Genomic DNA, 26,329 nt, shown 5'->3' with positions numbered 1-26,329 from the left:
TACTTTTATTATTTTTTTGAACATATATCTAACTATAAGTTCCCTCAATAAGCAATTAAAGATCCTTTTAATTTTAAGGTTCTCAAATTTTTAAGGCTGTTTTTTAATCATGATCTTTTCTTTTTGAGTGTTTTTTGCGCAAACGATCCTTATTTTTACTGGTTTAGAAAAAAAGCTATTGACGTTAACCAAAAAATCCCTAAAATGCGCACCTCTTCTACGGCGATTGCCTAGAATAGTTTGAAGGTTTGGGATTGCGTTTATCGCTGATTACAAACGTTGACAATTTAATTTGAAAATACTTTAAATTAGCTGTTGACTTCAAAACGAGGATGAGTAAAATACGCATCCTGCTTCGGGCCAAGGCCAACGGGGCACCAAGTGAATAACGAATGCGATTATCACTTCTACATGAAAAGAATACAAATCAATACGTTCATCCATGAACAGATTTGCATAACTACATCGTGTAGCCATCTTTAACAATTAGTTATCATGCAATTTGTGTGGACATTCACGTTGATGTAGATTTTACCAGAGTCTTCGGACTCAAAACTTACTCAGTGAATGACTACACAAATATACATACTTAAACGATGTTTTTATAACATTAGATAAGTACGTTTTATTTGAAACTTACTTCTTCGGAAGTAAGAGTACAGAATTCATTGAGCCGAACCACTTGTTGGTTCACATTACACTTTTTAATTGAAGAGTTTGATCATGGCTCAGATTGAACGCTGGCGGCAGGCTTAACACATGCAAGTCGAGCGGTAACATTTCTAGCTTGCTAGAAGATGACGAGCGGCGGACGGGTGAGTAATGCTTGGGAATATGCCTTTAGGTGGGGGACAACAGTTGGAAACGACTGCTAATACCGCATAATGTCTACGGACCAAAGGAGGGGCTCTTCGGACCTTTCGCCTTTAGATTAGCCCAAGTGAGATTAGCTAGTAGGTGAGGTAATGGCTCACCTAGGCGACGATCTCTAGCTGGTTTGAGAGGATGATCAGCCACACTGGGACTGAGACACGGCCCAGACTCCTACGGGAGGCAGCAGTGGGGAATATTGCACAATGGGGGAAACCCTGATGCAGCCATGCCGCGTGTGTGAAGAAGGCCTTCGGGTTGTAAAGCACTTTCAGTCGTGAGGAAAGGGTGTAGATTAATACTCTGCATCTGTGACGTTAGCGACAGAAGAAGCACCGGCTAACTCCGTGCCAGCAGCCGCGGTAATACGGAGGGTGCGAGCGTTAATCGGAATTACTGGGCGTAAAGCGTGCGTAGGCGGATTGTTAAGCGAGATGTGAAAGCCCAGGGCTCAACCTTGGAACTGCATTTCGAACTGGCTATCTAGAGTACTGTAGAGGGTGGTGGAATTTCCAGTGTAGCGGTGAAATGCGTAGAGATTGGAAGGAACATCAGTGGCGAAGGCGGCCACCTGGACAGATACTGACGCTGAGGCACGAAAGCGTGGGGAGCAAACAGGATTAGATACCCTGGTAGTCCACGCCGTAAACGATGTCAACTAGCTGTCTGTAGACTTGATCTGTGGGTAGCGTAGCTAACGCGCTAAGTTGACCGCCTGGGGAGTACGGCCGCAAGGTTAAAACTCAAATGAATTGACGGGGGCCCGCACAAGCGGTGGAGCATGTGGTTTAATTCGATGCAACGCGAAGAACCTTACCATCCCTTGACATCCAGAGAATTTTCTAGAGATAGATTAGTGCCTTCGGGAACTCTGAGACAGGTGCTGCATGGCTGTCGTCAGCTCGTGTTGTGAAATGTTGGGTTAAGTCCCGCAACGAGCGCAACCCCTATCCTTATTTGCCAGCGAGTAGTGTCGGGAACTCTAAGGAGACTGCCGGTGATAAACCGGAGGAAGGTGGGGACGACGTCAAGTCATCATGGCCCTTACGGGATGGGCTACACACGTGCTACAATGGCAGATACAGAGGGCAGCGAGACCGCGAGGTGGAGCGAATCCCAGAAAGTCTGTCGTAGTCCGGATTGGAGTCTGCAACTCGACTCCATGAAGTCGGAATCGCTAGTAATCGTGGATCAGAATGCCACGGTGAATACGTTCCCGGGCCTTGTACACACCGCCCGTCACACCATGGGAGTGGGTTGCAAAAGAAGTAGCTAGTCTAACCTTCGGGGGGACGGTTACCACTTTGTGATTCATGACTGGGGTGAAGTCGTAACAAGGTAACCCTAGGGGAACCTGGGGTTGGATCACCTCCTTACCTTAAGTAATTTCTCAACTTCGTTGAGTGTTCACACAAATTGCCTGATAACGAACGTAAAAAGACATACTCAGTAAAATGGGGCTATAGCTCAGCTGGGAGAGCGCCTGCCTTGCACGCAGGAGGTCAGCAGTTCGATCCTGCTTAGCTCCACCATTTCTGATTTGTAGTTATATAATAGGTCTGTAGCTCAGCTGGTTAGAGCGCACCCCTGATAAGGGTGAGGTCGGTAGTTCAAGTCTACTCAGACCTACCAATTTTAACTTTACTCTGCGTTGTTTAACGACTCGTGTAGAAAAACCACACGTCGTCATTAAACGCCTTGATTAAACTTAAAATACATTGTCTTTTTATTGAGAATTCAAACGAAGCATGACGCTTCGTTTGAGTTTTTAACTCACTGTTCTTTAACAATTTGGAAAGCTGATATTAAACCCGATAATTCGTGTTTATGATCACCAGTCATAAACGCATGCGAATTATCAACCAATGAGTTTCTGTTTACAGAAACACATTTAGACAATCATTAGATTGTCGAATTATAACTAACATAGTCGTTATGTTAGTTGTTCTTACTCAAGGCTCAAGCAGCAATGCTTGAGATAGATAACTTGTTGATAAGTTATCTCATTCTTATTGAATGCGTGAAAATGTCAGACGTACATTCAGATTTGGTTTTGTCACCAAGTCACTCGAAAGTTGAAAGACTGGTTGGGGTTGTATGGTTAAGTGACTAAGCGTATGTGGTGGATGCCTTGGCAGTTAGAGGCGATGAAAGACGTGTTAATCTGCGATAAGCGAAGACAAGGTGATAAAAACCGTTATAGTCTTCGATTTCTGAATGGGGAAACCCACCCGTCGTAAGGCGGGTATCGTAACGTGAATACATAGCGTTATGAGGCGAACCGGGAGAACTGAAACATCTAAGTACCCCGAGGAAAAGAAATCAACCGAGATTTCGTTAGTAGCGGCGAGCGAACGCGAATTAGCCCTTAAGTGGTTTGTAAGTTAGTGGAATGTTCTGGAAAGGACAGCGATACAGGGTGATAGCCCCGTACACGAAAATAAACTTATCATGAAATCGAGTAGGTCGGGACACGAGAAATCTTGACTGAATATGGGGGGACCATCCTCCAAGGCTAAATACTCCTAACTGACCGATAGTGAACCAGTACCGTGAGGGAAAGGCGAAAAGAACCCCTGTGAGGGGAGTGAAATAGAACCTGAAACCGCATACGTACAAGCAGTGGAAGCCGGATTTAGTCCGGTGCCTGCGTACCTTTTGTATAATGGGTCAGCGACTTATGTTCTGTAGCAAGGTTAACCGATTAGGGGAGCCGTAGCGAAAGCGAGTGTTAACTGCGCGTTTAGTTGCAGGGCATAGACCCGAAACCCGGCGATCTACCCATGGGCAGGTTGAAGGTTGAGTAACATCAACTGGAGGACCGAACACACGTATGTTGAAAAATGCGGTGATGACTTGTGGGTCGGAGTGAAAGGCTAATCAAGCCGGGAGATAGCTGGTTCTCCCCGAAATCTATTTAGGTAGAGCCTCGGACGAATACCATTGGGGGTAGAGCACTGTTAAGGCTAGGGGGTCATCCCGACTTACCAACCCTTTGCAAACTCCGAATACCAATGAGTACTATCCGGGAGACACACTATGGGTGCTAACGTCCATAGTGGAAAGGGAAACAACCCAGACCGCCAGCTAAGGTCCCAAAGTCATAGTTAAGTGGGAAACGATGTGGAAAGGCATAGACAGCTAGGAGGTTGGCTTAGAAGCAGCCACCCTTTAAAGAAAGCGTAATAGCTCACTAGTCGAGTCGGTCTGCGCGGAAGATGTAACGGGGCTAAACTATGCACCGAAGCTGCGGATTCTTACTTTGTAAGAGTGGTAGGGGAGCGTTCTGTAAGCCGTTGAAGGTGAGTTGTAAAGCTTGCTGGAGGTATCAGAAGTGCGAATGCTGACATGAGTAACGATAAGGGGAGTGAAAAACTCCCCCGCCGAAAGACCAAGGTTTCCTGTCCCATGTTAATCAGGGCAGGGTAAGTCGGCCCCTAAGGCGAGGCGGAAACGCGTAGTCGATGGGAAACAGATTAATATTTCTGTACTTCTATATATTGCGAAGGAGGGACGGAGCAGGCTAAGCAAGCATGGCGTTGGTTGTCCATGTGAAAGTATGTAGGTGGGTGTCTTAGGTAAATCCGGGACGCTGTTAACACTGAGATACGAGACGAGACTCTACGGAGTTGAAGTTGTTGATGCCTTACTTCCAGGAAAAGCTTCTAAGCATCAGATATATAGGAACCGTACCCCAAACCGACACAGGTGGTTAGGTAGAGAATACTAAGGCGCTTGAGAGAACTCGGGTGAAGGAACTAGGCAAAATAGTACCGTAACTTCGGGAGAAGGTACGCTCTCTAGTGTGAATCCCTTGCGGAGTAAGCACAGGAGAGTCGAAGTAACCAGGTGGCTGGAACTGTTTATTAAAAACACAGCACTGTGCAAAATCGAAAGATGACGTATACGGTGTGACGCCTGCCCGGTGCCGGAAGGTTAATTGATTGGGTTAGCTTCTGCGAAGCTCATGATCGAAGCCCCGGTAAACGGCGGCCGTAACTATAACGGTCCTAAGGTAGCGAAATTCCTTGTCGGGTAAGTTCCGACCTGCACGAATGGCGTAATCATGGCCACACTGTCTCCACCCGAGACTCAGTGAAATTGAATTTGCGGTTAAGATGCCGTATACCCGCGGCTAGACGGAAAGACCCCGTGAACCTTTACTATAGCTTGACAGTGAACATTGCTCCTACATGTGTAGGATAGGTGGGAGGCTTTGAAACCGCGTCGCTAGATGTGGTGGAGCCAATCTTGAAATACCACCCTTGTATGCGTGATGTTCTAACCTAGAGCCCTTATCGGGCTTGGGGACACTGTCTGGTGGGTAGTTTGACTGGGGCGGTCTCCTCCCAAAGAGTAACGGAGGAGCACGAAGGTTGGCTAAGTATGGTCGGACATCATACGGTTAGTGCAATGGCATAAGCCAGCTTAACTGCGAGACAGACACGTCGAGCAGGTACGAAAGTAGGTCATAGTGATCCGGTGGTTCTGTATGGAAGGGCCATCGCTCAACGGATAAAAGGTACTCCGGGGATAACAGGCTGATACCGCCCAAGAGTTCATATCGACGGCGGTGTTTGGCACCTCGATGTCGGCTCATCACATCCTGGGGCTGAAGTCGGTCCCAAGGGTATGGCTGTTCGCCATTTAAAGTGGTACGCGAGCTGGGTTTAGAACGTCGTGAGACAGTTCGGTCCCTATCTGCCGTGGGCGTTTGAGAATTGAAGAGGGCTGCTCCTAGTACGAGAGGACCGGAGTGGACGAACCCCTGGTGTTCCGGTTGTCACGCCAGTGGCATTGCCGGGTAGCTACGTTCGGAACTGATAACCGCTGAAAGCATCTAAGCGGGAAGCAGGCTTTGAGATGAGTTCTCACTGGGACTTTAAGTCCCCTAAAGGGTCGTTGGAGACTACAACGTTGATAGGTCAGGTGTGTAAGTCCTGTGAGGGATTGAGCTAACTGATACTAATTGCCCGTGAGGCTTAACCATACAACACCCAAACAGTTTTGTTTGAGTATGCACTGAAATTGTTCCAGACAATTTCTAGCACTTCCTCCATCCATGGAGGTCGTATGTTGTATGTTGTTTGACACTCTTTGAAAGAGAGTTCACGCATTAAAAAGAATACTTGAGAAAAACGTTTAATATCGACTTCCTGAACTTGTTTCAGGATCTCATTCAGCTTTCGAAATTGTTTAACAAGTTTTTGTCTGGCGACCATAGCATTGTGGCCCCACCTGATCCCATGCCGAACTCAGAAGTGAAACGCAATTGCGCCGATGGTAGTGTGGGAGTTCCCATGTGAGAGTAGGTCATCGCCAGGCTTCTAATTTTGGAGGGGTTCCCGAGTGGCCAAAGGGATCAGACTGTAAATCTGACGGCTCCGCCTTCGGTGGTTCGAATCCACCTCCCTCCACCATCATTATAAAGCCTGCTTCCGAGCAGGCTTTTTTGGTTTTTAAAGTTAAAAAAATAAAGCAAATATTTAACAGACGGCTCTGGCTATCTTGGGTGGTTCGAATCCACCTCCCTCCACCATCATTATAAAGCCTGCTTCCGAGCAGGCTTTTTTGGTTTTTAAAGTTAAAAAATAAAGCAAATATTTAACAGACGGCTCCGGCTATCTTGGGTGGTTCGAATCCACCTCCCTCCACCATCATTATAAAGCCTGCTTCCGAGCAGGCTTTTTTATTTCATACCGTCCCACTAAAGTGTGTCCGACTGGACAAATAAAAAAGTCTCTCTTAGTTTAGTTGATAGTTTCGACCAAAAAACAATCAACAACAAACGGAGAGAGACCATGAGTCATTTAACGCTGAATCCACAACAAATTCAAGCTGCACTTGAAGCTTTGGTAGAAAAACCTGGTGGTTTAAACCAAGTATTAGAATTAGCCCTTAATTCATTTATGAAGGCCGAGCGAACAGAATATCTAAGAGGTGCTAACGGAAATAAGGGCAATGGCTATCGTTCTATTACAGGACTTGGCATTGGCGACTCTCTTTCCCTTCAGGTTCCTCGTGATCGCCTCAATCAATTCAAGCCCTGGATATTGAATGTGATGAAGGAGCAAAGCGATACCTTGAACGAGCTTTGTTTTGAGTTGTATGCAAAGGGCCTAACGACTCGAGATATTGAATCGGTCACGGAATCGATTTATGGTCAAAAGCTCACACGCAGTGCTGTATCCCGTATAACCAAAAACCTTTATGACGAAATGAAATCATTTCGTGAACAGGCAATTAGTGAATACTACCCAATTGTTTACCTTGATGCGACATTCGTAAAAACAAAGCGTGATACCGTTTCTAGCGAGGCTTATTACGTTGCTTTAGCGGTAAAGCATGACATGACTCGTGAAGTGATTGGCATTTACAATGCACCCACAGAATCAGCCTCAAACTGGGATGACATCGTATTAGACCTAAAATCTCGGGGGTTGAAACAAACGGACCTAGTTGTGATTGATAACTTGAAAGGGCTTGATACTGCGATTGAGCGCCACTTTGACTGTCGCATACAGAAATGCGTGTTGCATCTGAAACGAAACATTCTCAGGAAAGTGAAAAAGGCCCATCGTTCGGAGCTTGCGGACGATTTGCGTTATGTGTTTAACCTAGACGAACGTAGTGATGATCGGGAAGAATTTATGATACGAGCAAAATGGCTTTATGAAAAATGGGGAAAGCTATATCGAACATTATCTATATTCAATGATCAAGATTATCTTCAATATTATGCTACTTACTTGGACTTTGAGCCACTGATCTGGAATATGATTTATACTACTAACTGGATTGAACGTTTGAATAAGTCGTTTAAACGTACCTTGAAAATAAGAAATTCTATGCCAAGTGTCGACTCAGTTCTTACGCTACTGAGTAAAGTAGCAATTGATATGAACAATACGACTTATCGATATCCAATAGGTAGATTTGAAAAAAGTGAGCTATTTAATTAATTAGATTTGAAACTGAAATTAAATTAAGAGAGACACACTTATTGGGACGGTACCTTTTATTTGTCCAGTCGGACACACTTTAGTGGGACGGTATGGATTTCGCTTAGGTTCTTCCGGAATGACGTTAAATTGATTCTAATACCCCCAAGTAAACACAAAAAATATCGCCGTCACCACTCCTGTGCATCCATGCACTCGCGGCATTCGTATATCCTATACATCATCCCATCATGCTTTTGGATGGAAGCTCCATTAGGTATTATGGGCCTTTAAAGTGCATAGCTATTTAATCTACGAACTTAGTTAACTCAATTTAGCGCTATTTGTTTTAGATATACCTATATGCTAAGTTGCTATTTCAACAATTCATTAGAAGCAACTTTATCAATGTTCAAGCAATTCATATTAATTATTGGTTTATTTATATATTCTTCAAACGTACTTTCCTTTGAAACAGAACCTGAAGTTATAACCGTAAATTCAAAGCTGCTTATTAAACCTGCTAAATTCGAGATAACTCTACCACCCGGATATAATGATAATAAAGATAAGAAATACGTATTACTTTTTGATTTTCATCCCAAAAGCATAAGCTACTTATCAGGCTCTCATGATTGGTTGAGTCACAATGGAGAATGGCCATGGCTTGAAACAATTATTGTCACACCTCATAAGAGTAATCAAGAAACTCATCCATTGTTTGTTGAGTTCATTGATAAAAATAACAGCAAGCCGCTAATAGACTTTTTGGAAAAAGACCTACTTAAGCAGGTAGATAAAAAATACAGAACCAATGGCTTTAGAATCTATAGTGGCTTTGTAAGCAACGCCTCGGCTGGACTAAGTATCCTGTTTGATAAACCAGATATGTTTAATGCTTACTTTCTTGCTAGTCCGATGCTTGCCAATAACTTTGCAAATATAATGAGCAAAGCCAGCAATTATCAAAAGCTTCTAAACGATAAGCCAAATTTTATTTTATTGTCCACTGGTAATAGTGGTTATGAAAAGCCACACCGTAAAGAGTTTAATAAGCTGGAAAAAATATTCGCTCAAAATTCATTTGATAATATGGAAATACACATTAAGTATTTTGACGATAGTTATTATATGACTCAACCTATAAATGCGGTATTAAGTGGAATTGAACTGTTGTTTAATGACATACATAACGATCTTAAGCCCGAATCTGAGATATCCAAACGAGGAGAAGTGGCTATATTGGAACATTACCAATATCTTTCTGAACAAAAATTTGGATTCGAAGTGTCGGCACAGGGCTCGCTAGAACTATTGGCTTTTTCGTTAATTGAGACTGATCCTGACAGAGCAATTGAGATATTAACTTTATCTGTCACTACATATAACAAGAGTGCTTATGCGTATCATTCTTTAGCGAAAGCTTATGCACAATTAAGTGACTACTCCGAGGCCGTTAAATATCAACACCAGGCGATTAAGTATTCGGTAGATCTCGGAGATTGGCATAAAAATAAAATTAAAAAAGCACTAAAGGATTACGAAGCTAAAGTTAATTAACATTTCTACTGAAAAAGAAGGATACTTTAGAGCTAAATAGGGGATTTTCAAAAATACAATATTTGTATTTTTAGTTAAATAAGCTATTTATAAAGTTTAAAGCCTCGAAAAGAATGATTTATACAACTCTATATATCTATTTTTACATTGTTACTCGTTAAAAATATATTTTAATCTTATGCTTCTTAGTTAGTTTAAAATGTTAATTTTCTGATCCGTTATTCTTGCTTTGTACATATTATGAACCCTTAATTATAAGGATTGTACGGAATATAGTCATTTTATAAGTTTTTTTTAATTAATTGAAAATAACTGTTGATCTTCTCTTAAAAATCCCTAAAATGCGCATCCACTTCTTCGGGACATCCCAAGGCAGTGTTTTGATAAGTTTGGTTATCGATATTGATAGCAAAACGGTTAAGAAAACTTTTTAATTTAATTTACGATTTAATGAAAAAAGTTGTTGACATCAAAACTGGATGGCGTACAATGCGCATCCGCTTCGGGCAAAGCCTCTAAGGCCTGCTGAAGCAAAGAGTGTAACGAATGCGATTATCACTTTCTCGAAAGAGAGCTCTTTAACAATTAGTTATCATGCAATTTGTGTGGACATTCACGTTGATGTAGATTTTACCAGAGTCTTCGGACTCAAAACTTACTCAGTGAATGACTACACAAATATACATACTTAAACGATGTTTTTATAACATTAGATAAGTACGTTTTATTTGAAACTTATTTCTTCGGAAATAAGAGTACAGAATTCATTGAGCCGAACCACTTGTTGGTTCACATTACACTTTTTAATTGAAGAGTTTGATCATGGCTCAGATTGAACGCTGGCGGCAGGCTTAACACATGCAAGTCGAGCGGTAACATTTCTAGCTTGCTAGAAGATGACGAGCGGCGGACGGGTGAGTAATGCTTGGGAATATGCCTTTAGGTGGGGGACAACAGTTGGAAACGACTGCTAATACCGCATAATGTCTACGGACCAAAGGAGGGGCTCTTCGGACCTTTCGCCTTTAGATTAGCCCAAGTGAGATTAGCTAGTAGGTAAGGTAATGGCTTACCTAGGCGACGATCTCTAGCTGGTTTGAGAGGATGATCAGCCACACTGGGACTGAGACACGGCCCAGACTCCTACGGGAGGCAGCAGTGGGGAATATTGCACAATGGGGGAAACCCTGATGCAGCCATGCCGCGTGTGTGAAGAAGGCCTTCGGGTTGTAAAGCACTTTCAGTCGTGAGGAAAGGGTGTAGATTAATACTCTGCATCTGTGACGTTAGCGACAGAAGAAGCACCGGCTAACTCCGTGCCAGCAGCCGCGGTAATACGGAGGGTGCGAGCGTTAATCGGAATTACTGGGCGTAAAGCGTGCGTAGGCGGATTGTTAAGCGAGATGTGAAAGCCCAGGGCTCAACCTTGGAACTGCATTTCGAACTGGCTATCTAGAGTACTGTAGAGGGTGGTGGAATTTCCAGTGTAGCGGTGAAATGCGTAGAGATTGGAAGGAACATCAGTGGCGAAGGCGGCCACCTGGACAGATACTGACGCTGAGGCACGAAAGCGTGGGGAGCAAACAGGATTAGATACCCTGGTAGTCCACGCCGTAAACGATGTCAACTAGCTGTCTGTAGACTTGATCTGTGGGTAGCGTAGCTAACGCGCTAAGTTGACCGCCTGGGGAGTACGGCCGCAAGGTTAAAACTCAAATGAATTGACGGGGGCCCGCACAAGCGGTGGAGCATGTGGTTTAATTCGATGCAACGCGAAGAACCTTACCATCCCTTGACATCCAGAGAATTTTCTAGAGATAGATTAGTGCCTTCGGGAACTCTGAGACAGGTGCTGCATGGCTGTCGTCAGCTCGTGTTGTGAAATGTTGGGTTAAGTCCCGCAACGAGCGCAACCCCTATCCTTATTTGCCAGCGCGTAGTGGCGGGAACTCTAAGGAGACTGCCGGTGATAAACCGGAGGAAGGTGGGGACGACGTCAAGTCATCATGGCCCTTACGGGATGGGCTACACACGTGCTACAATGGCAGATACAGAGGGCAGCGAGACCGCGAGGTGGAGCGAATCCCAGAAAGTCTGTCGTAGTCCGGATTGGAGTCTGCAACTCGACTCCATGAAGTCGGAATCGCTAGTAATCGTGGATCAGAATGCCACGGTGAATACGTTCCCGGGCCTTGTACACACCGCCCGTCACACCATGGGAGTGGGTTGCAAAAGAAGTAGCTAGTCTAACCTTCGGGGGGACGGTTACCACTTTGTGATTCATGACTGGGGTGAAGTCGTAACAAGGTAACCCTAGGGGAACCTGGGGTTGGATCACCTCCTTACCTTAAGTAATTTCTCAGCTTCGGTCGAAATTGTTCCTTACAATTTTTCGACATTTCCTCCATCCTTGGAGGTCATTGAGTGTTCACACAAATTGCACTGATAACAATTAATAAAGGATAGAAACCAAATTTAAAGTATCCTCTTGGATTTTTTAAATTTGGTTTTTTACCGAAATTGTTCCTACAATTTTCGGATTTTCCTCCATCCGTGGAGGTTACCAAAATCATCGCCGAATGTGAGCGTTGATTAGATCTTTAACAATTTGGAAAGCTGATATTAAACCCGATAATTCGTGTTTATGATCACCAGTCATAAACGCATGCGAATTATCAACCAATGAGTTTCTGTTTACAGAAACACATTTAGACAATCATTAGATTGTCGACATTATAACTAACATAGTCGTTATGTTAGTTGTTCTTACTCAAGGCTCAAGCAGCAATGCTTGAGATAGATAACTTGTTGATAAGTTATCTCATTCTTATTGAATGCGTGAAAATGTCAGACGTACATTCAGATTTGGTTTTGTCACCAAGTCACTCGAAAGTTGAAAGACTGGTTGGGGTTGTATGGTTAAGTGACTAAGCGTATGTGGTGGATGCCTTGGCAGTTAGAGGCGATGAAAGACGTGTTAATCTGCGATAAGCGAAGACAAGGTGATAAAAACCGTTATAGTCTTCGATTTCTGAATGGGGAAACCCACCCGTCGTAAGGCGGGTATCGTAACGTGAATACATAGCGTTATGAGGCGAACCGGGAGAACTGAAACATCTAAGTACCCCGAGGAAAAGAAATCAACCGAGATTTCGTTAGTAGCGGCGAGCGAACGCGAATTAGCCCTTAAGTGGTTTGTAAGTTAGTGGAATGTTCTGGAAAGGACAGCGATACAGGGTGATAGCCCCGTACACGAAAATAAACTTATCATGAAATCGAGTAGGTCGGGACACGAGAAATCTTGACTGAATATGGGGGGACCATCCTCCAAGGCTAAATACTCCTAACTGACCGATAGTGAACCAGTACCGTGAGGGAAAGGCGAAAAGAACCCCTGTGAGGGGAGTGAAATAGAACCTGAAACCGCATACGTACAAGCAGTGGAAGCCGGATTTAGTCCGGTGCCTGCGTACCTTTTGTATAATGGGTCAGCGACTTATGTTCTGTAGCAAGGTTAACCGATTAGGGGAGCCGTAGCGAAAGCGAGTGTTAACTGCGCGTTTAGTTGCAGGGCATAGACCCGAAACCCGGCGATCTACCCATGGGCAGGTTGAAGGTTGAGTAACATCAACTGGAGGACCGAACACACGTATGTTGAAAAATGCGGTGATGACTTGTGGGTCGGAGTGAAAGGCTAATCAAGCCGGGAGATAGCTGGTTCTCCCCGAAATCTATTTAGGTAGAGCCTCGGACGAATACCATTGGGGGTAGAGCACTGTTAAGGCTAGGGGGTCATCCCGACTTACCAACCCTTTGCAAACTCCGAATACCAATGAGTACTATCCGGGAGACACACTATGGGTGCTAACGTCCATAGTGGAAAGGGAAACAACCCAGACCGCCAGCTAAGGTCCCAAAGTCATAGTTAAGTGGGAAACGATGTGGAAAGGCATAGACAGCTAGGAGGTTGGCTTAGAAGCAGCCACCCTTTAAAGAAAGCGTAATAGCTCACTAGTCGAGTCGGTCTGCGCGGAAGATGTAACGGGGCTAAACTATGCACCGAAGCTGCGGATTCTTACATTAGTAAGAGTGGTAGGGGAGCGTTCTGTAAGCCGTTGAAGGTGAGTTGTAAAGCTTGCTGGAGGTATCAGAAGTGCGAATGCTGACATGAGTAACGATAAGGGGAGTGAAAAACTCCCCCGCCGAAAGACCAAGGTTTCCTGTCCCATGTTAATCAGGGCAGGGTAAGTCGGCCCCTAAGGCGAGGCGGAAACGCGTAGTCGATGGGAAACAGATTAATATTTCTGTACTTCTATATATTGCGAAGGAGGGACGGAGCAGGCTAAGCAAGCATGGCGTTGGTTGTCCATGTGAAAGTATGTAGGTGGGTGTCTTAGGTAAATCCGGGACGCTGTTAACACTGAGATACGAGACGAGACTCTACGGAGTTGAAGTTGTTGATGCCTTACTTCCAGGAAAAGCTTCTAAGCATCAGATATATAGGAACCGTACCCCAAACCGACACAGGTGGTTAGGTAGAGAATACTAAGGCGCTTGAGAGAACTCGGGTGAAGGAACTAGGCAAAATAGTACCGTAACTTCGGGAGAAGGTACGCTCTCTAGTGTGAATCCCTTGCGGAGTAAGCACAGGAGAGTCGAAGTAACCAGGTGGCTGGAACTGTTTATTAAAAACACAGCACTGTGCAAAATCGAAAGATGACGTATACGGTGTGACGCCTGCCCGGTGCCGGAAGGTTAATTGATTGGGTTAGCTTCTGCGAAGCTCATGATCGAAGCCCCGGTAAACGGCGGCCGTAACTATAACGGTCCTAAGGTAGCGAAATTCCTTGTCGGGTAAGTTCCGACCTGCACGAATGGCGTAATCATGGCCACACTGTCTCCACCCGAGACTCAGTGAAATTGAATTTGCGGTTAAGATGCCGTATACCCGCGGCTAGACGGAAAGACCCCGTGAACCTTTACTATAGCTTGACAGTGAACATTGCTCCTACATGTGTAGGATAGGTGGGAGGCTTTGAAACCGCGTCGCTAGATGTGGTGGAGCCAATCTTGAAATACCACCCTTGTATGCGTGATGTTCTAACCTAGAGCCCTTATCGGGCTTGGGGACACTGTCTGGTGGGTAGTTTGACTGGGGCGGTCTCCTCCCAAAGAGTAACGGAGGAGCACGAAGGTTGGCTAAGTATGGTCGGACATCATACGGTTAGTGCAATGGCATAAGCCAGCTTAACTGCGAGACAGACACGTCGAGCAGGTACGAAAGTAGGTCATAGTGATCCGGTGGTTCTGTATGGAAGGGCCATCGCTCAACGGATAAAAGGTACTCCGGGGATAACAGGCTGATACCGCCCAAGAGTTCATATCGACGGCGGTGTTTGGCACCTCGATGTCGGCTCATCACATCCTGGGGCTGAAGTCGGTCCCAAGGGTATGGCTGTTCGCCATTTAAAGTGGTACGCGAGCTGGGTTTAGAACGTCGTGAGACAGTTCGGTCCCTATCTGCCGTGGGCGTTTGAGAATTGAAGAGGGCTGCTCCTAGTACGAGAGGACCGGAGTGGACGAACCCCTGGTGTTCCGGTTGTCACGCCAGTGGCATTGCCGGGTAGCTACGTTCGGAACTGATAACCGCTGAAAGCATCTAAGCGGGAAGCAGGCTTTGAGATGAGTTCTCACTGGGACTTTAAGTCCCCTAAAGGGTCGTTGGAGACTACAACGTTGATAGGTCAGGTGTGTAAGTCCTGTGAGGGATTGAGCTAACTGATACTAATTGCCCGTGAGGCTTAACCATACAACACCCAAACAGTTTTGTTTGAGTATGCACTGAAATTGTTCCAGACAATTTCTAGCACTTCCTCCATCCATGGAGGTTGTATGTTGTTTGACACTCTTTGAAAGAGAGTTCACGCATTAAAAAGAATACTTGAGAAAAACGTTTAATATCGACTTCCTGAACTTGTTTCAGGATCTCATTCAGCTTTCGAAATTGGTCTTATTCGTTCCATACGAATTAAGACACTTCCTCCATCCGTGGAGGTCGTATACAAGTTTTTGTCTGGCGACCATAGCATTGTGGCCCCACCTGATCCCATGCCGAACTCAGAAGTGAAACGCAATTGCGCCGATGGTAGTGTGGGAGTTCCCATGTGAGAGTAGGTCATCGCCAGGCTCCTATTTCGAAAAGCCCGCTCATTTGAGCGGGCTTTTTTCGTTTTCAATTACTGTGCGTCTAATAGCTCGACCTACTGCGTAGTTATCAAAAATATGCATCCTGCATTTTTGATACATACCGTCCCACTAAAGTGTGTCCGACTGGACAAATAAAAAAGTCTCTCTTAGTTTAGTTGATAGTTTCGACCAAAAAACAATCAACAACAAACGGAGAGAGACCATGAGTCATTTAACGCTGAATCCACAACAAATTCAAGCTGCACTTGAAGCTTTGGTAGAAAAACCTGGTGGTTTAAACCAAGTATTAGAATTAGCCCTTAATTCATTTATGAAGGCCGAGCGAACAGAATATCTAAGAGGTGCTAACGGAAATAAGGGCAATGGCTATCGTTCTATTACAGGACTTGGCATTGGCGACTCTCTTTCCCTTCAGGTTCCTCGTGATCGCCTCAATCAATTCAAGCCCTGGATATTGAATGTGATGAAGGAGCAAAGCGATACCTTGAACGAGCTTTGTTTTGAGTTGTATGCAAAGGGCCTAACGACTCGAGATATTGAATCGGTCACGGAATCGATTTATGGTCAAAAGCTCACACGCAGTGCTGTATCCCGTATAACCAAAAACCTTTATGACGAAATGAAATCATTTCGTGAACAGGCAATTAGTGAATACTACCCAATTGTTTACCTTGATGCGACATTCGTAAAAACAAAGCGTGATACCGTTTCTAGCGAGGCTTATTACGTTGCTTTAGCGGTAAAGCATGACATGACTCGTGAAGTGATTGGCATTTACAATGCACCCACAGAATCAGCCTCAAACTGGGATGACATCGTATTAGACCTAAAATCTCGGGGGTTGAAACAAACGGACCTAGTTGTGATTGATAACTTGAAAGGGCTTGATACTGCGATTGAGCGCCACTTTGACTGTCGCATACAGAAATGCGTGTTGCATCTGAAACGAAACATTCTCAGGAAAGTGAAAAAGGCCCATCGTTCGGAGCTTGCGGACGATTTGCGTTATGTGTTTAACCTAGACGAACGTAGTGATGATCGGGAAGAATTTATGATACGAGCAAAATGGCTTTATGAAAAATGGGGAAAGCTATATCGAACATTATCTATATTCAATGATCAAGATTATCTTCAATATTATGCTACTTACTTGGACTTTGAGCCACTGATCTGGAATATGATTTATACTACTAACTGGATTGAACGTTTGAATAAGTCGTTTAAACGTACCTTGAAAATAAGAAATTCTATGCCAAGTGTCGACTCAGTTCTTACGCTACTGAGTAAAGTAGCAATTGATATGAACAATACGACTTATCGATATCCAATAGGTAGATTTGAAAAAAGTGAGCTATTTAATTAATTAGATTTGAAACTGAAATTAAATTAAGAGAGACACACTTATTGGGACGGTACCTTTTGATATTCACCACATCCATGTGGCTTATCGCCAGGCTCCTATTTCGAAAAGCCCGCTCATTTGAGCGGGCTTTTTTCGTTTTCAAACACTGTGCGTCTAATGGCTCGACCTACTACGTAGGTCACCGGCAAAACCGTTCATCCATGAACTTGCCGGCATTTGTGCATCCATGCACTTCATCGCCAGGCTTCCAATTCAAGAAAGCCCCTAGCTCGATAATTGCTCCTGCATTATTCTACCTACGTACATCCATGTACTAGTAACGCTAGGGGCTTTTTTACTTTTTGGGTTTTGTATCATAACCACAGCATACTGCAGGAGGTCCCGGACGCCGCTTGAGCTCCTCCGGTATGACGTAGTTAATTGTTTCTATTGCCCCCAAGATTATAAGAAGCTAAGAAAAAGGCGCCAATGGCGCCTTGTTTAAATAGTATTAATTATCACTGTGCGGCTTGACGCTGTACTGTATTAGTCACTTGCATGGTTGGAGCTTTAATATTTGCCTTTCTAAACTCTTCGTTAACGCGCAATGTGATATCAGTTTCTAATGCTTTTTCATATCGAGTATCAAGTACATAAACTTTTAGAGTAAGTTTATAAGCAATAAAGTTGTTTGTTAGAACTTGTGAAATAAGTACGTTAATTGGCTTATTTAAATAGGCGAATTTACTAAGTGCGGCACATTCCCTGATCAGGTTTTGAGCTGCAGACAAATCTTCATCTATACCTATATGAAACTGTATAGCAACTTGCATATCCAATTCACCATAGTTACCACATGAAGTTAACGTATTTAAAAATATGTTATTAGGAATAGTCACGACATTGTCATCAAGTGTTGTCATTTTTACTGAACGTAAGCCTATAGTCGTAATATCACCGTATTCACCACCGAATAATACTCTATCACCGACTTGGAAAGGTCTATCAAACATAATGATAATACCTGCAACAACCGATGCCGCGAGATCTTTCATTGCAAAACCAACAGCTACAGCTAAAGTACCACCAAGTATTGCGAGTAGTTCTTTACTAAACTCAAAGCTAAGCATTATCGCGGTAGATATAGAGAAGAAGTACGCGATAAATTGGAAAAACACTAAGGCTTTTTGTAACAATAATCGTTTTTCAGCAAAAACTTCACTGAGATCTGCGACAATTGTTTTTACTACTTTCAAGACCGCCCAAACAATAACGAATAAAACCACTGACATAAATAAGCCGCCAGGTTTTACAACTTGTGCGAGTGTAGTTATTACTTGAAGCTCTTTTGAATCGGGGATCTGAGCATAACTAGACGCCGAAACAAGGGTCAAAATTAACGCTAAAAAGCTTTTCAATAGAATATTACTATTTATAAATTTCATTGTTCTAGTCCTTAGCGAGTTAATAGATTTTGACGGGCAAGATATTTAGAAACTGATCTAAACCATAACCAACTAATTTGATAACGTCCGCCCACTTGAACTAAGATCCCCTGCGCGACACAGGCCGCTAAAGAACTATTTACAACTAGACCATGTAATCTTAAATTTTTCACTATGTCGTTAGTACTGCATCGACCAAACTGACAGATTACTCTTAACACTAACAAAGTATTAATCTCGAAAGATTCAATAATTTTGTTATCCGGAGAAGCCGGCAATTTTGCGACAAATCCGTCTTCATCTTTAATAATGGATTCAGCCAATGTTCTACAAGCCACCGCGGGGTTACCATCTGCGTATCCCCAAATGATTCTATAAATGCCTGTTTTATTTCGACCCTCTACCGTGTCATCTTCCATATCGGCAAGTTGCCTTGGTATCACTAACTTACTAAAATCGATGGTTAATTCTGCTTGTTTAAATCGCTCTTCGAATAACTCGACAATTTGTTCCTCGGTCCACTTTCTCAGTTGGATTTCTTTAGAAAAGAAACCGGCTGCGATTCCTAAAGCGTTGACCAATTTCCAAGAACTAACATCGAATGTTAGAACCCATAAAGCCATACCTTTTAATTCATTTATCCATCCGTATAAGCGGCGTATTTCACGTTGTCCGCTTGTTTCCGGACTTAATAATCGATGACAGTTATCAAGAAGTATTAAATCAATTTCTTGTTGTTTGATAGCTTTGACAATTTCACTTGTTTTAGTGTTTTCACTTTCTATCCCCAACTGCTCCTTAACAGACTTAATAATATCATCAAAATCTTCTGTACAACCTATAGTGAGAGAGTTTTTATACTGAGCAGAGACTTGTTTTAAAAACCTCGACTTTCCTATCCCTCGTTCACCAACAACAGCGACATGACTTCGCTCTTTTAAAGCAGCCATAGCCAATACTTTGTCTACAGGTTCATTAAATACAGAAGAGGTAAACGAACCATTGCCGTTAATAAATATGTCGTTAACTTCTTCAGGCAAGCTAGCCAATGCTTTTGAGCGCTCTAGTAAATCATTATTATCATTAAGTAGCTTTTTACGATAGATTTCAGCGGTTAGTCTGCGGCCAGATTCAACTTTAGAAACCAAGCTTAAAAATTGCTTTGTTAATAAGAAGTAAATTAAAAATGCGAGAGCTAAATTGGCATTAATAAAGCCTCTAATACCCGTTTTTATAACTAAATGTTTAGTGACAAACGCTGGTATGTCACGCTCGTTGTGGATGTAGGTAAAGCAATCATCTTTCCATTGCTGAACGAAAAATATATAAACGGGCAGTAAGATAATGAAAAAGAGCGTTTCAAGCCAAGCGAATATCGTACCATTTGCAATAAATATATCGGTTAATTCAAAACAGAGTTTGTACCAACCAGCCCACCATATGGCAATTTTAAGGGATGCAGATTGTTTCTTAGTAATGCCTTTTAATAAGTTCTGTTTTCCTCGTTCAATCATTTTACTGAGGAAGTTATAAACAAAGTACGTAACACAGATCCATAAAGTAATTGTGCTTAATACTTCGGTGAGAATATTAATCTGAAGGATATCAATGCTCTTAAGAATGAACGTAATAAAGATCAGCCACTCTATAGGTTTTCGAGTATTTTCAAAGTACCAAATAGCTCGTGCTATTTTCATTTTAGCGGTTGTTCTTGGACGCACTGCCATGATCTTTTGTCGCCATTCTGGTAATCCAGTTTTAGCCCACTTCCGCCACGTTCTCATGACTACTATGGCAACAAATATCATTACGATGTTGGAGAATATGTCGACCGGCGCAATGGTCAACCTTTCGGGTATTTCAAGTACTCGCTGTATTGTGCCTTTAAATATAATTAAGAATTGTAATTGTACGTAGCGTGCTTCTAGTTTTGCTTCATTAATGCCGGTTAATTTAGTGCCGGTGTATAAGTCTCTAAATTCTGGCGTTGCTTCAGTAAATACTCGTTGTCTTAGGGAGTAAAAATTTTTGATTTCTTGGGTAAGAGAAAGTATTTCAAGTAGCGTTTCATCATTTTCAATTTGAGTTAGGAGTCTAAGATCGATATCTCGTGCAGATATTAATTGATAAAGATGCTCAGTTTTAGCTTCAATGACAGGGTTCATACGACTGTATAGTTCACCGTAATCTTCTGCCGTGCGGCTTAGTGATGCGACCTTATCTTGTAATTCAACAAACTCTTTTTCGAATTTTTGTAGTGTCCCTTCACCAAGCAATTTTTCGTCAATTGATTGATCGACTATTTCCTTGATGCGCTTTTCATCAACTTTTTCTACTGTTTCATCTACGCTCTCTGCGTCGGCAGTGTTTGCATCTACTCTTTCGTTATCTACAAGGACTTGCTCGTTTTCATTTGTAGATGAATTTTCGTCAATAGCTGGTTCATCGCCTACTTCTTTTGATGCCTCGAGCTCTTTTTCTGCACTTTCTTTGGCTTCATCTTGTTCCTTTGCTAGCTCTTTGAACTTCTCTTTGACTTGTTCTTTTTGCTCAATCGGTGCCTGCTCTTTAGGTTGTTCCTCAGCTAAGGAGAGAGGTGAAATCAGTAGAGCAATAGCGAAAAGCAGGTGTGAGTACAGTGTTGTTTTTTGGCTAACATCAACGAATGATTTTATTTTTATTGTCATGCAGATCTCTAGCAAATAAAAAGAGTATCGTTTTAGTATGAATTAAATTATGAAAAATTCTAGTAATTATGTGTAAAAACAGACGTTTAATTTGAAACCATAACAGTGTTAATAGAACGACTTTGTTTCAGTGAAGAGACTGAAGGAGAGAAATCAAGGCTTATTATCATTTTTAATGATGCTGTGTATATGAATATCTGTTTCACTTCAATATACCTTTAGTCATAAAAAAATCCAGCCGAAGCTGGATTTTTTGTGTTGCTTAAACGTCGCTTATTTATAGTAACTTAAGCATTTTTCAACTTCATTCTTTGAGCCCAAAATAACTTCTACACGTTGGTGAATATCTGTCGGCTCAATTTCCATAATTCGTCCTTCGCTAGTCACACTCAAACCACCTGCTTGTTCGACTAAAAAGCTCATAGGGTTAGCTTCATACATTAAACGTAGTTTGTACGGTTTCTCAGGACTTTTATTATCTGCAGGGTATGTAAAAAAACCGCCACGAGTTAGTACACGGTGAACATCGCCAACCATAGCTGCTATCCAACGCATGTTAAAATTACGCTCGCGAGGACCGTCGCTACCTTTAACTAAATCGCCGATGTAATTTTGCATCGGTTGCTGCCAGAAGCGCTGATTTGACATATTAACGGCAAACTCAGAAGTATCTTCAGATATTTGTACATTCTTCTCCGTTAACATGTAACTTCCGTGCGTTTTATCTAAAGTATAAAAGTGAGTGCCTTTACCTGTCGTCATTGCTAAAATCGTTGCCGGGCCATATAAAACATAGCCAGCACAAACTTGCTTTGTACCTTGCTGTTTAAACATATCAGGATCTGCTGCATCCATGCCTTCAGGCGCTTCCATTATTGAAAAAATAGTGCCGATTAACGAATTGATTTCGATATTTGAACTACCATCTAATGGATCGAAAGAAACGATATATTTACCATTTTGATTACCTGCAACAGAAGTATCTTCTTCTTCAGATGAAATTGCTTTAACAAAACCTGATTCAAGTAAAATATCTTTTAATAGTTGATTTGCCACAACATCAAGTTCTTTTTGAACTTCACCTTGAATATTTTCATCAAGAGTAGAACCCATTACACCGCTTAATGCGCCTTGTCCAACACGAAAAGAAATTTCTTTGGTTGCAGCCAATACCGTTTTAATAAGGGAAATTAGATCTAGATTTACATTATCTGCGCGTAATGCTGGAGCAAGTCTTTGCATGGGGTTACCTAAAATGATGATAGTTAGAATTAATTTATGGGGCATATTGTACTAGAAATTTAGGTGAAGCCAAACCTAGAACCTAAAAAGATGTTATTTAGATGAAAATACAGTAATAATTTTAACTTTTTAACACGCTCTTCCTTTTCTGTTAGGTTATAGTATCTGGTATAAATCTCAATAATAGGATAGTTATGAAAATTTTAACCAAACTTGTATTACTACTGTCTCTTGTGCAATTTTCATTGCCTTTGATGGCTGCTGAAAATATTGCAAGTTTTAAGCAAGGAAAAAGCCATCAAGCTGGGTTTGTCCCGTTTTACTTTGACGATAAAACTGGCAAGGTTTTTGTTGAAATATCTGAGTTTGATCAAGAGTTTTTATTCCAAAGTAGTATGCCATATGGCGTAGGCTCGAATGATTTAGGCTTAGATCGCGGTCAACTCGGTGACACTCGTTTAGTTAAGTTTGAGCGTATTGGCAACAAAGTTTTCTTGCATCAAATGAATACCTATTATCGTGCGATTACAGATAACGAATTAGAAAGAAAAGCTATCGATGAAGCGTTTGCTAGCTCTATTATTTGGGGGTTTGACGTCGTTCTACAAGATGGTGATAAAACCATTATTGATTACACGCCGTTTTTGTTAACTGATATTCATGGGCTCGCAGATAGACTAAAGGCCAAACAACAAGGTAGCTTCTCTATCGATAAAAGTCGCAGTGCCGTATATCAAAAACGCAGTAAAGCATTTGTTGATAACACTGAGTTAGAAGCGGTTATTACATTTACCGGTAAAGGTACTGGTCAATACATTCGCTCTGTTACGCCTGACGCCAACGCAATTACGGTACATTTACACCATTCATTGATTCGATTGCCTGATAATAAATATCAAGTGCGTGAGTTTCACCCATTTTCAGGTATGTGGTCAGTTGAATACGCCGATTACGCAAGTGCTATTGACCAGCCATTGCAAAAGCGAATCATTCCTCGCCATCGTTTAGCGAAAAAAGATCCGAAAAGCGCTGTCAGTGAAGCAGTTGAACCGATTGTTTATTACTTAGACCCAGGTGTACCAGAGCCTGTGCGAGGTGCACTACTTGACGGTGCTAAGTGGTGGAACCAAGCATTTGAGACTGCTGGGTATAAAGATGCTTTTCAGGTGAAAATGTTGCCTGCAGATGCTGATCCAATGGACGTACGTTATAACGTTATTCAGTGGGTTCATCGAGCAACTCGCGGCTGGTCATACGGTGCATCGGTTGTTGACCCTCGTACCGGTGAAATTTTAAAAGGTCATGTAACACTGGGTTCTTTACGTGTTCGTCAAGATTACCTTATCGCGCTTGGTTTGACCTCACCGTTTAAAACTGATGGACAAACGGACACCACTGCTCAGCAAGAAATGGCACTAGCGCGTATTCGTCAATTATCGGCGCACGAAGTAGGGCATACGTTGGGCATAGCCCACAACTTCTCTGCAAGTGTTAATGACCGGGCTTCTGTTATGGATTACCCACATCCACTTGTTACTCTAGATAATAACGGAAATATCGATTTATCAAATGCATACGCAACAGATATCGGCGTATGGGATAAGCATGTTATTGAATATGCTTACGGTGAATTTGAGAATGAAGCAGAATCATTAGCGGCGATTATTAAAAAGGCTAAGGCGCAAGGTCTACTTTATATGTCTGATCCTGATGCTCGTCCAAAGTCGGGAGCAGACGCTAACGGTCATTTATGGGATAACGGAGAAAATGCCGTTGCCGAATTATTACGAGTGAAATCAGTACGAGCTACTGCTCTTGCAAATTTTGGCAAAAACTCAATTGCTAATGGCACGCCTTTTTCAGAATTAGAATCGGCTCTCGTACCAATCTATAACTTTCACCGCTATCAAGTTGAAGCGGCTGCTAAAGTGGTTGCTGGGGTAAATTATCAATACGCGGTAAAAGGTGAAGATGAAACCATTGTTGATGCTGTTTCAGCAGAGCAACAAACTGCAGCAATCGATGCGATTTTATCTACCATAGATGCAAACTTTTTAACCCTGGATAGTAATATTATTAACCTCATTCCACCTAAAGCATACGGTTATTCTCGTACACGTGAGAGTTTTAGTTCCAATACCGGTCTAACGTTCGACCCCGTGACTGCAGCACAAGCAAGTGCTAAACATAGCTTATCGTTATTATTAAACTCCGGTCGTTTGGCACGTTTAAGTCAACAAAATGCGATGAACTCTGAGGTACCGTCAGTGTCTGATTTACTCGCTCGTGTAACTGAAAGTACGTTCAAGCAACAACATAAAGGACTAGCAAGCCTTGTTCAGCAACGCATTAATCAGCAGACATTAGATTTATTGATTAGTCTGCAACAACAAGAGTCTCTTGTACCAGAAGTAAGAGCGCAGATTTATAAAGAATTAACAAATATTCAGAGTTGGTTAAAAGCTAATTCGTCTTATCACTTCAAGACAAAACCAATGTATGCTCACTATGTCTTATTGCAACAGCAAATTGCTTACGCATTGCAGCAAGGCAAAGCAATTGTTAAACCTTTAGAGGTTAAACTTCCGCCGGGTTCACCAATTGGTAGCTAAATAAATTTTAGGGTAGAAAAATATATAATGACTAAACATGTTCATATTCTTGGAATCTGCGGCACCTTCATGGGAGGAATTGCTGCAATAGCTAAACAGTTGGGTTTTCGTGTATCTGGTTGTGATGCCAATGTGTATCCGCCTATGAGTACTCAGTTGCAAGAGCTAGGTATCGAATTGATGCAGGGCTATAAAGTGGAGCATCTTGATGATGAACCGGATATTGTTATTGTTGGTAATGCAATGTCTCGCGGGAACCCACTTGTTGAACATGTTATGGCGCGAAATATTCCCTATACATCAGGGCCACAATGGTTACTGGAAAACGTTCTTAAAGACCGCTGGGTTGTTGCAGTTTCTGGCACTCATGGTAAAACCACAACCAGCTCAATGATTGCTTGGATTTTAGAGTATGCCAAGTTAACCCCTGGTTATCTTATTGGCGGAGTGCCGCAAAATTTTTCGACTTCAGCAAGATTAGGTAACTACCCATTTTTTGTTATCGAAGCCGATGAATACGACACCGCATTTTTCGATAAGCGCTCTAAGTTTGTACACTACAGACCACGTACGTTAGTGATGAATAACCTTGAGTTTGACCATGCCGATATATTTGATTCAATTAAAGATATCCAAAAGCAGTTTCATCATGTCATTCGCATGGTGCCTAACAATGGTTTATTGTTGGCACCTAAGAATGAACAAGCACTGACTGAAACCATCGCCATGGGCGCTTGGACTCCTATCGAGTATAGTGGTGATATTAATGGTTGGACTGCTGAAAAAATGAACCAGGATGGCAGTCAGTTTAAAGTGTTTTTTGATAAGCAGTTACAAGGTACAGTGCACTGGAACTTGATTGGCGACTTTAATATTGATAATGCCTTAATGGCGATTGCAGCAGCTCGTCATGCAGGCGTTCCAAGTCAGGTTGCTATTGACGCTTTAGGTGAATTTATTAACACTAAAAGACGGCAAGAACTGGTCGGTGATGTTAACGAGATAAAAGTTTACGATGACTTTGCACATCACCCAACGGCAATTGAGAAAAACTTAAGTGGTTTTAGAGCCAAGGTCGGTAGTGATCGAATTATTGCGGTATTAGAGCCTAGGTCCAACACGATGAAATCTGGTGTTCACAAAGATACTTTAGCGGCATCTTTAGATAATGCCGATAGTGTATTCTTGTACCAAGATGAAAATGTTAAATGGTCTGTCAGTGATTTAATTGAAGATTGTAAGGCACCGGCATTTTGTAGTGATGATATCGACAAATTAGTCAGCGATGTCTGTCAATATGCGCAAAAAGGCGATCATATTGTGGTTATGAGTAATGGCGGTTTTGGTGGTTTTCATACTAAGCTAGTAGCTGCACTGGAACAAAACAAGTAGTTAAAAAAGCTATACTGAACAAAAGTCGATT

General features: G+C 42.4%; 8 protein-coding genes, 3 tRNA genes and 6 rRNA genes. 14 read left to right on the top strand and 3 right to left on the bottom strand.

From position 1 onward, the window contains the following. The first annotated feature begins 705 nt into the window (after nt 1-705). The 12 genes from LT090_RS14310 to LT090_RS14255 all read left to right on the top strand — a co-directional run bounded on the left by LT090_RS14310 (nt 706) and on the right by LT090_RS14255 (nt 16,941). Nucleotides 706-2,246, top strand: a 16S ribosomal RNA gene (locus LT090_RS14310). 80 nt (nt 2,247-2,326) lie between these two features. Continuing rightward, nucleotides 2,327-2,402, top strand: a tRNA-Ala gene (locus tag LT090_RS14305). Between the two features lie 23 nt (nt 2,403-2,425). Further along, nucleotides 2,426-2,502 (top strand) — tRNA-Ile (locus tag LT090_RS14300). A gap of 467 nt (nt 2,503-2,969) precedes the next feature. Beyond that, a 23S ribosomal RNA gene (locus tag LT090_RS14295) occupies nt 2,970-5,860 on the top strand. A gap of 220 nt (nt 5,861-6,080) precedes the next feature. Further along, nucleotides 6,081-6,195, top strand: a 5S ribosomal RNA gene (gene rrf, locus LT090_RS14290). Together the 16S, 23S and 5S rRNA genes with 3 tRNA genes alongside form the textbook arrangement of a ribosomal RNA operon. Before the next feature lie 10 nt (nt 6,196-6,205). Next, nucleotides 6,206-6,290, top strand: a tRNA-Tyr gene (locus LT090_RS14285). A gap of 381 nt (nt 6,291-6,671) precedes the next feature. Next, complete coding sequence (locus LT090_RS14280; protein WP_068545814.1) at nt 6,672-7,832, top strand: IS256 family transposase; 1,161 nt, start codon at nt 6,672-6,674, stop codon at nt 7,830-7,832. 387 nt (nt 7,833-8,219) lie between these two features. Beyond that, complete coding sequence (locus LT090_RS14275; RefSeq protein WP_068547902.1) at nt 8,220-9,371, top strand: alpha/beta hydrolase; 1,152 nt, start codon at nt 8,220-8,222, stop codon at nt 9,369-9,371. A gap of 804 nt (nt 9,372-10,175) precedes the next feature. Further along, a 16S ribosomal RNA gene (locus LT090_RS14270) occupies nt 10,176-11,716 on the top strand. Between the two features lie 572 nt (nt 11,717-12,288). Then, nucleotides 12,289-15,180: ribosomal RNA gene (locus LT090_RS14265) — 23S ribosomal RNA — on the top strand. A gap of 263 nt (nt 15,181-15,443) precedes the next feature. After that, nucleotides 15,444-15,558 (top strand): 5S ribosomal RNA (rrf, locus tag LT090_RS14260). Nucleotides 15,559-15,780: 222 nt separating this feature from the next. Then, a complete protein-coding gene (locus LT090_RS14255) occupies nt 15,781-16,941 on the top strand; it encodes an IS256 family transposase (protein WP_068545814.1) in 1,161 nt (386 codons plus the stop codon). 497 nt (nt 16,942-17,438) lie between these two features. Here the strand turns inward: LT090_RS14255 and LT090_RS14250 are convergent, their stop codons facing one another. From LT090_RS14250 to LT090_RS14240, 3 genes are all read right to left on the bottom strand, one after another. After that, nucleotides 17,439-18,365 (bottom strand): mechanosensitive ion channel family protein, encoded by a 927-nt coding sequence (locus LT090_RS14250; RefSeq protein ID WP_068545815.1) that lies wholly within the window; start codon nt 18,363-18,365, stop codon nt 17,439-17,441. 11 nt (nt 18,366-18,376) lie between these two features. Then, nucleotides 18,377-21,052: a P-loop NTPase family protein gene (locus LT090_RS14245; protein ID WP_068545816.1), complete on the bottom strand. Its 2,676-nt coding sequence runs from the start codon at nt 21,050-21,052 to the stop codon at nt 18,377-18,379. A gap of 273 nt (nt 21,053-21,325) precedes the next feature. Further along, nucleotides 21,326-22,294 carry a class 1 fructose-bisphosphatase gene (locus LT090_RS14240; protein WP_068545817.1) on the bottom strand — a complete coding sequence of 323 codons (969 nt, stop codon included), beginning with the start codon at nt 22,292-22,294 and terminating at the stop codon, nt 21,326-21,328. A gap of 194 nt (nt 22,295-22,488) precedes the next feature. Between LT090_RS14240 and LT090_RS14235 the strand changes: the two genes are divergently transcribed. Continuing rightward, on the top strand, nt 22,489-24,906 hold the full coding sequence (locus LT090_RS14235; RefSeq protein WP_068545818.1) for a zinc-dependent metalloprotease: 2,418 nt from the start codon (nt 22,489-22,491) through the stop codon (nt 24,904-24,906). A 27-nt stretch (nt 24,907-24,933) separates the two neighbouring features. Continuing rightward, nucleotides 24,934-26,298, top strand: a complete 1,365-nt coding sequence (mpl, locus tag LT090_RS14230; RefSeq protein WP_068545819.1) for a UDP-N-acetylmuramate:L-alanyl-gamma-D-glutamyl-meso-diaminopimelate ligase — start codon at nt 24,934-24,936, stop codon at nt 26,296-26,298. The last annotated feature ends 31 nt before the right edge of the window (nt 26,299-26,329 follow it).

This window comes from Thalassotalea crassostreae (genome assembly GCF_001831495.1).
GTDB lineage: Bacteria > Pseudomonadota > Gammaproteobacteria > Enterobacterales > Alteromonadaceae > Thalassotalea_A > Thalassotalea_A crassostreae.
Note: the sequence above shows the minus strand (reverse complement) of the source record. Positions and strands in the feature narration are given on the sequence as shown.

Bases quoted from the DNA above. Each gene is read 5' to 3' on its own strand.
- LT090_RS14280 (WP_068545814.1), top strand. From the start codon at position 6,672: ATGAGTCATTTAACGCTGAATCCACAACAAATTCAAGCTGCACTTGAA.
- LT090_RS14275 (WP_068547902.1), top strand. From the start codon at position 8,220: ATGTTCAAGCAATTCATATTAATTATTGGTTTATTTATATATTCTTCA.
- LT090_RS14255 (WP_068545814.1), top strand. From the start codon at position 15,781: ATGAGTCATTTAACGCTGAATCCACAACAAATTCAAGCTGCACTTGAA.
- LT090_RS14250 (WP_068545815.1), bottom strand. From the start codon at position 18,365: ATGAAATTTATAAATAGTAATATTCTATTGAAAAGCTTTTTAGCGTTA.
- LT090_RS14245 (WP_068545816.1), bottom strand. From the start codon at position 21,052: ATGACAATAAAAATAAAATCATTCGTTGATGTTAGCCAAAAAACAACA.
- LT090_RS14240 (WP_068545817.1), bottom strand. From the start codon at position 22,294: ATGCAAAGACTTGCTCCAGCATTACGCGCAGATAATGTAAATCTAGAT.
- LT090_RS14235 (WP_068545818.1), top strand. From the start codon at position 22,489: ATGAAAATTTTAACCAAACTTGTATTACTACTGTCTCTTGTGCAATTT.
- mpl (WP_068545819.1), top strand. From the start codon at position 24,934: ATGACTAAACATGTTCATATTCTTGGAATCTGCGGCACCTTCATGGGA.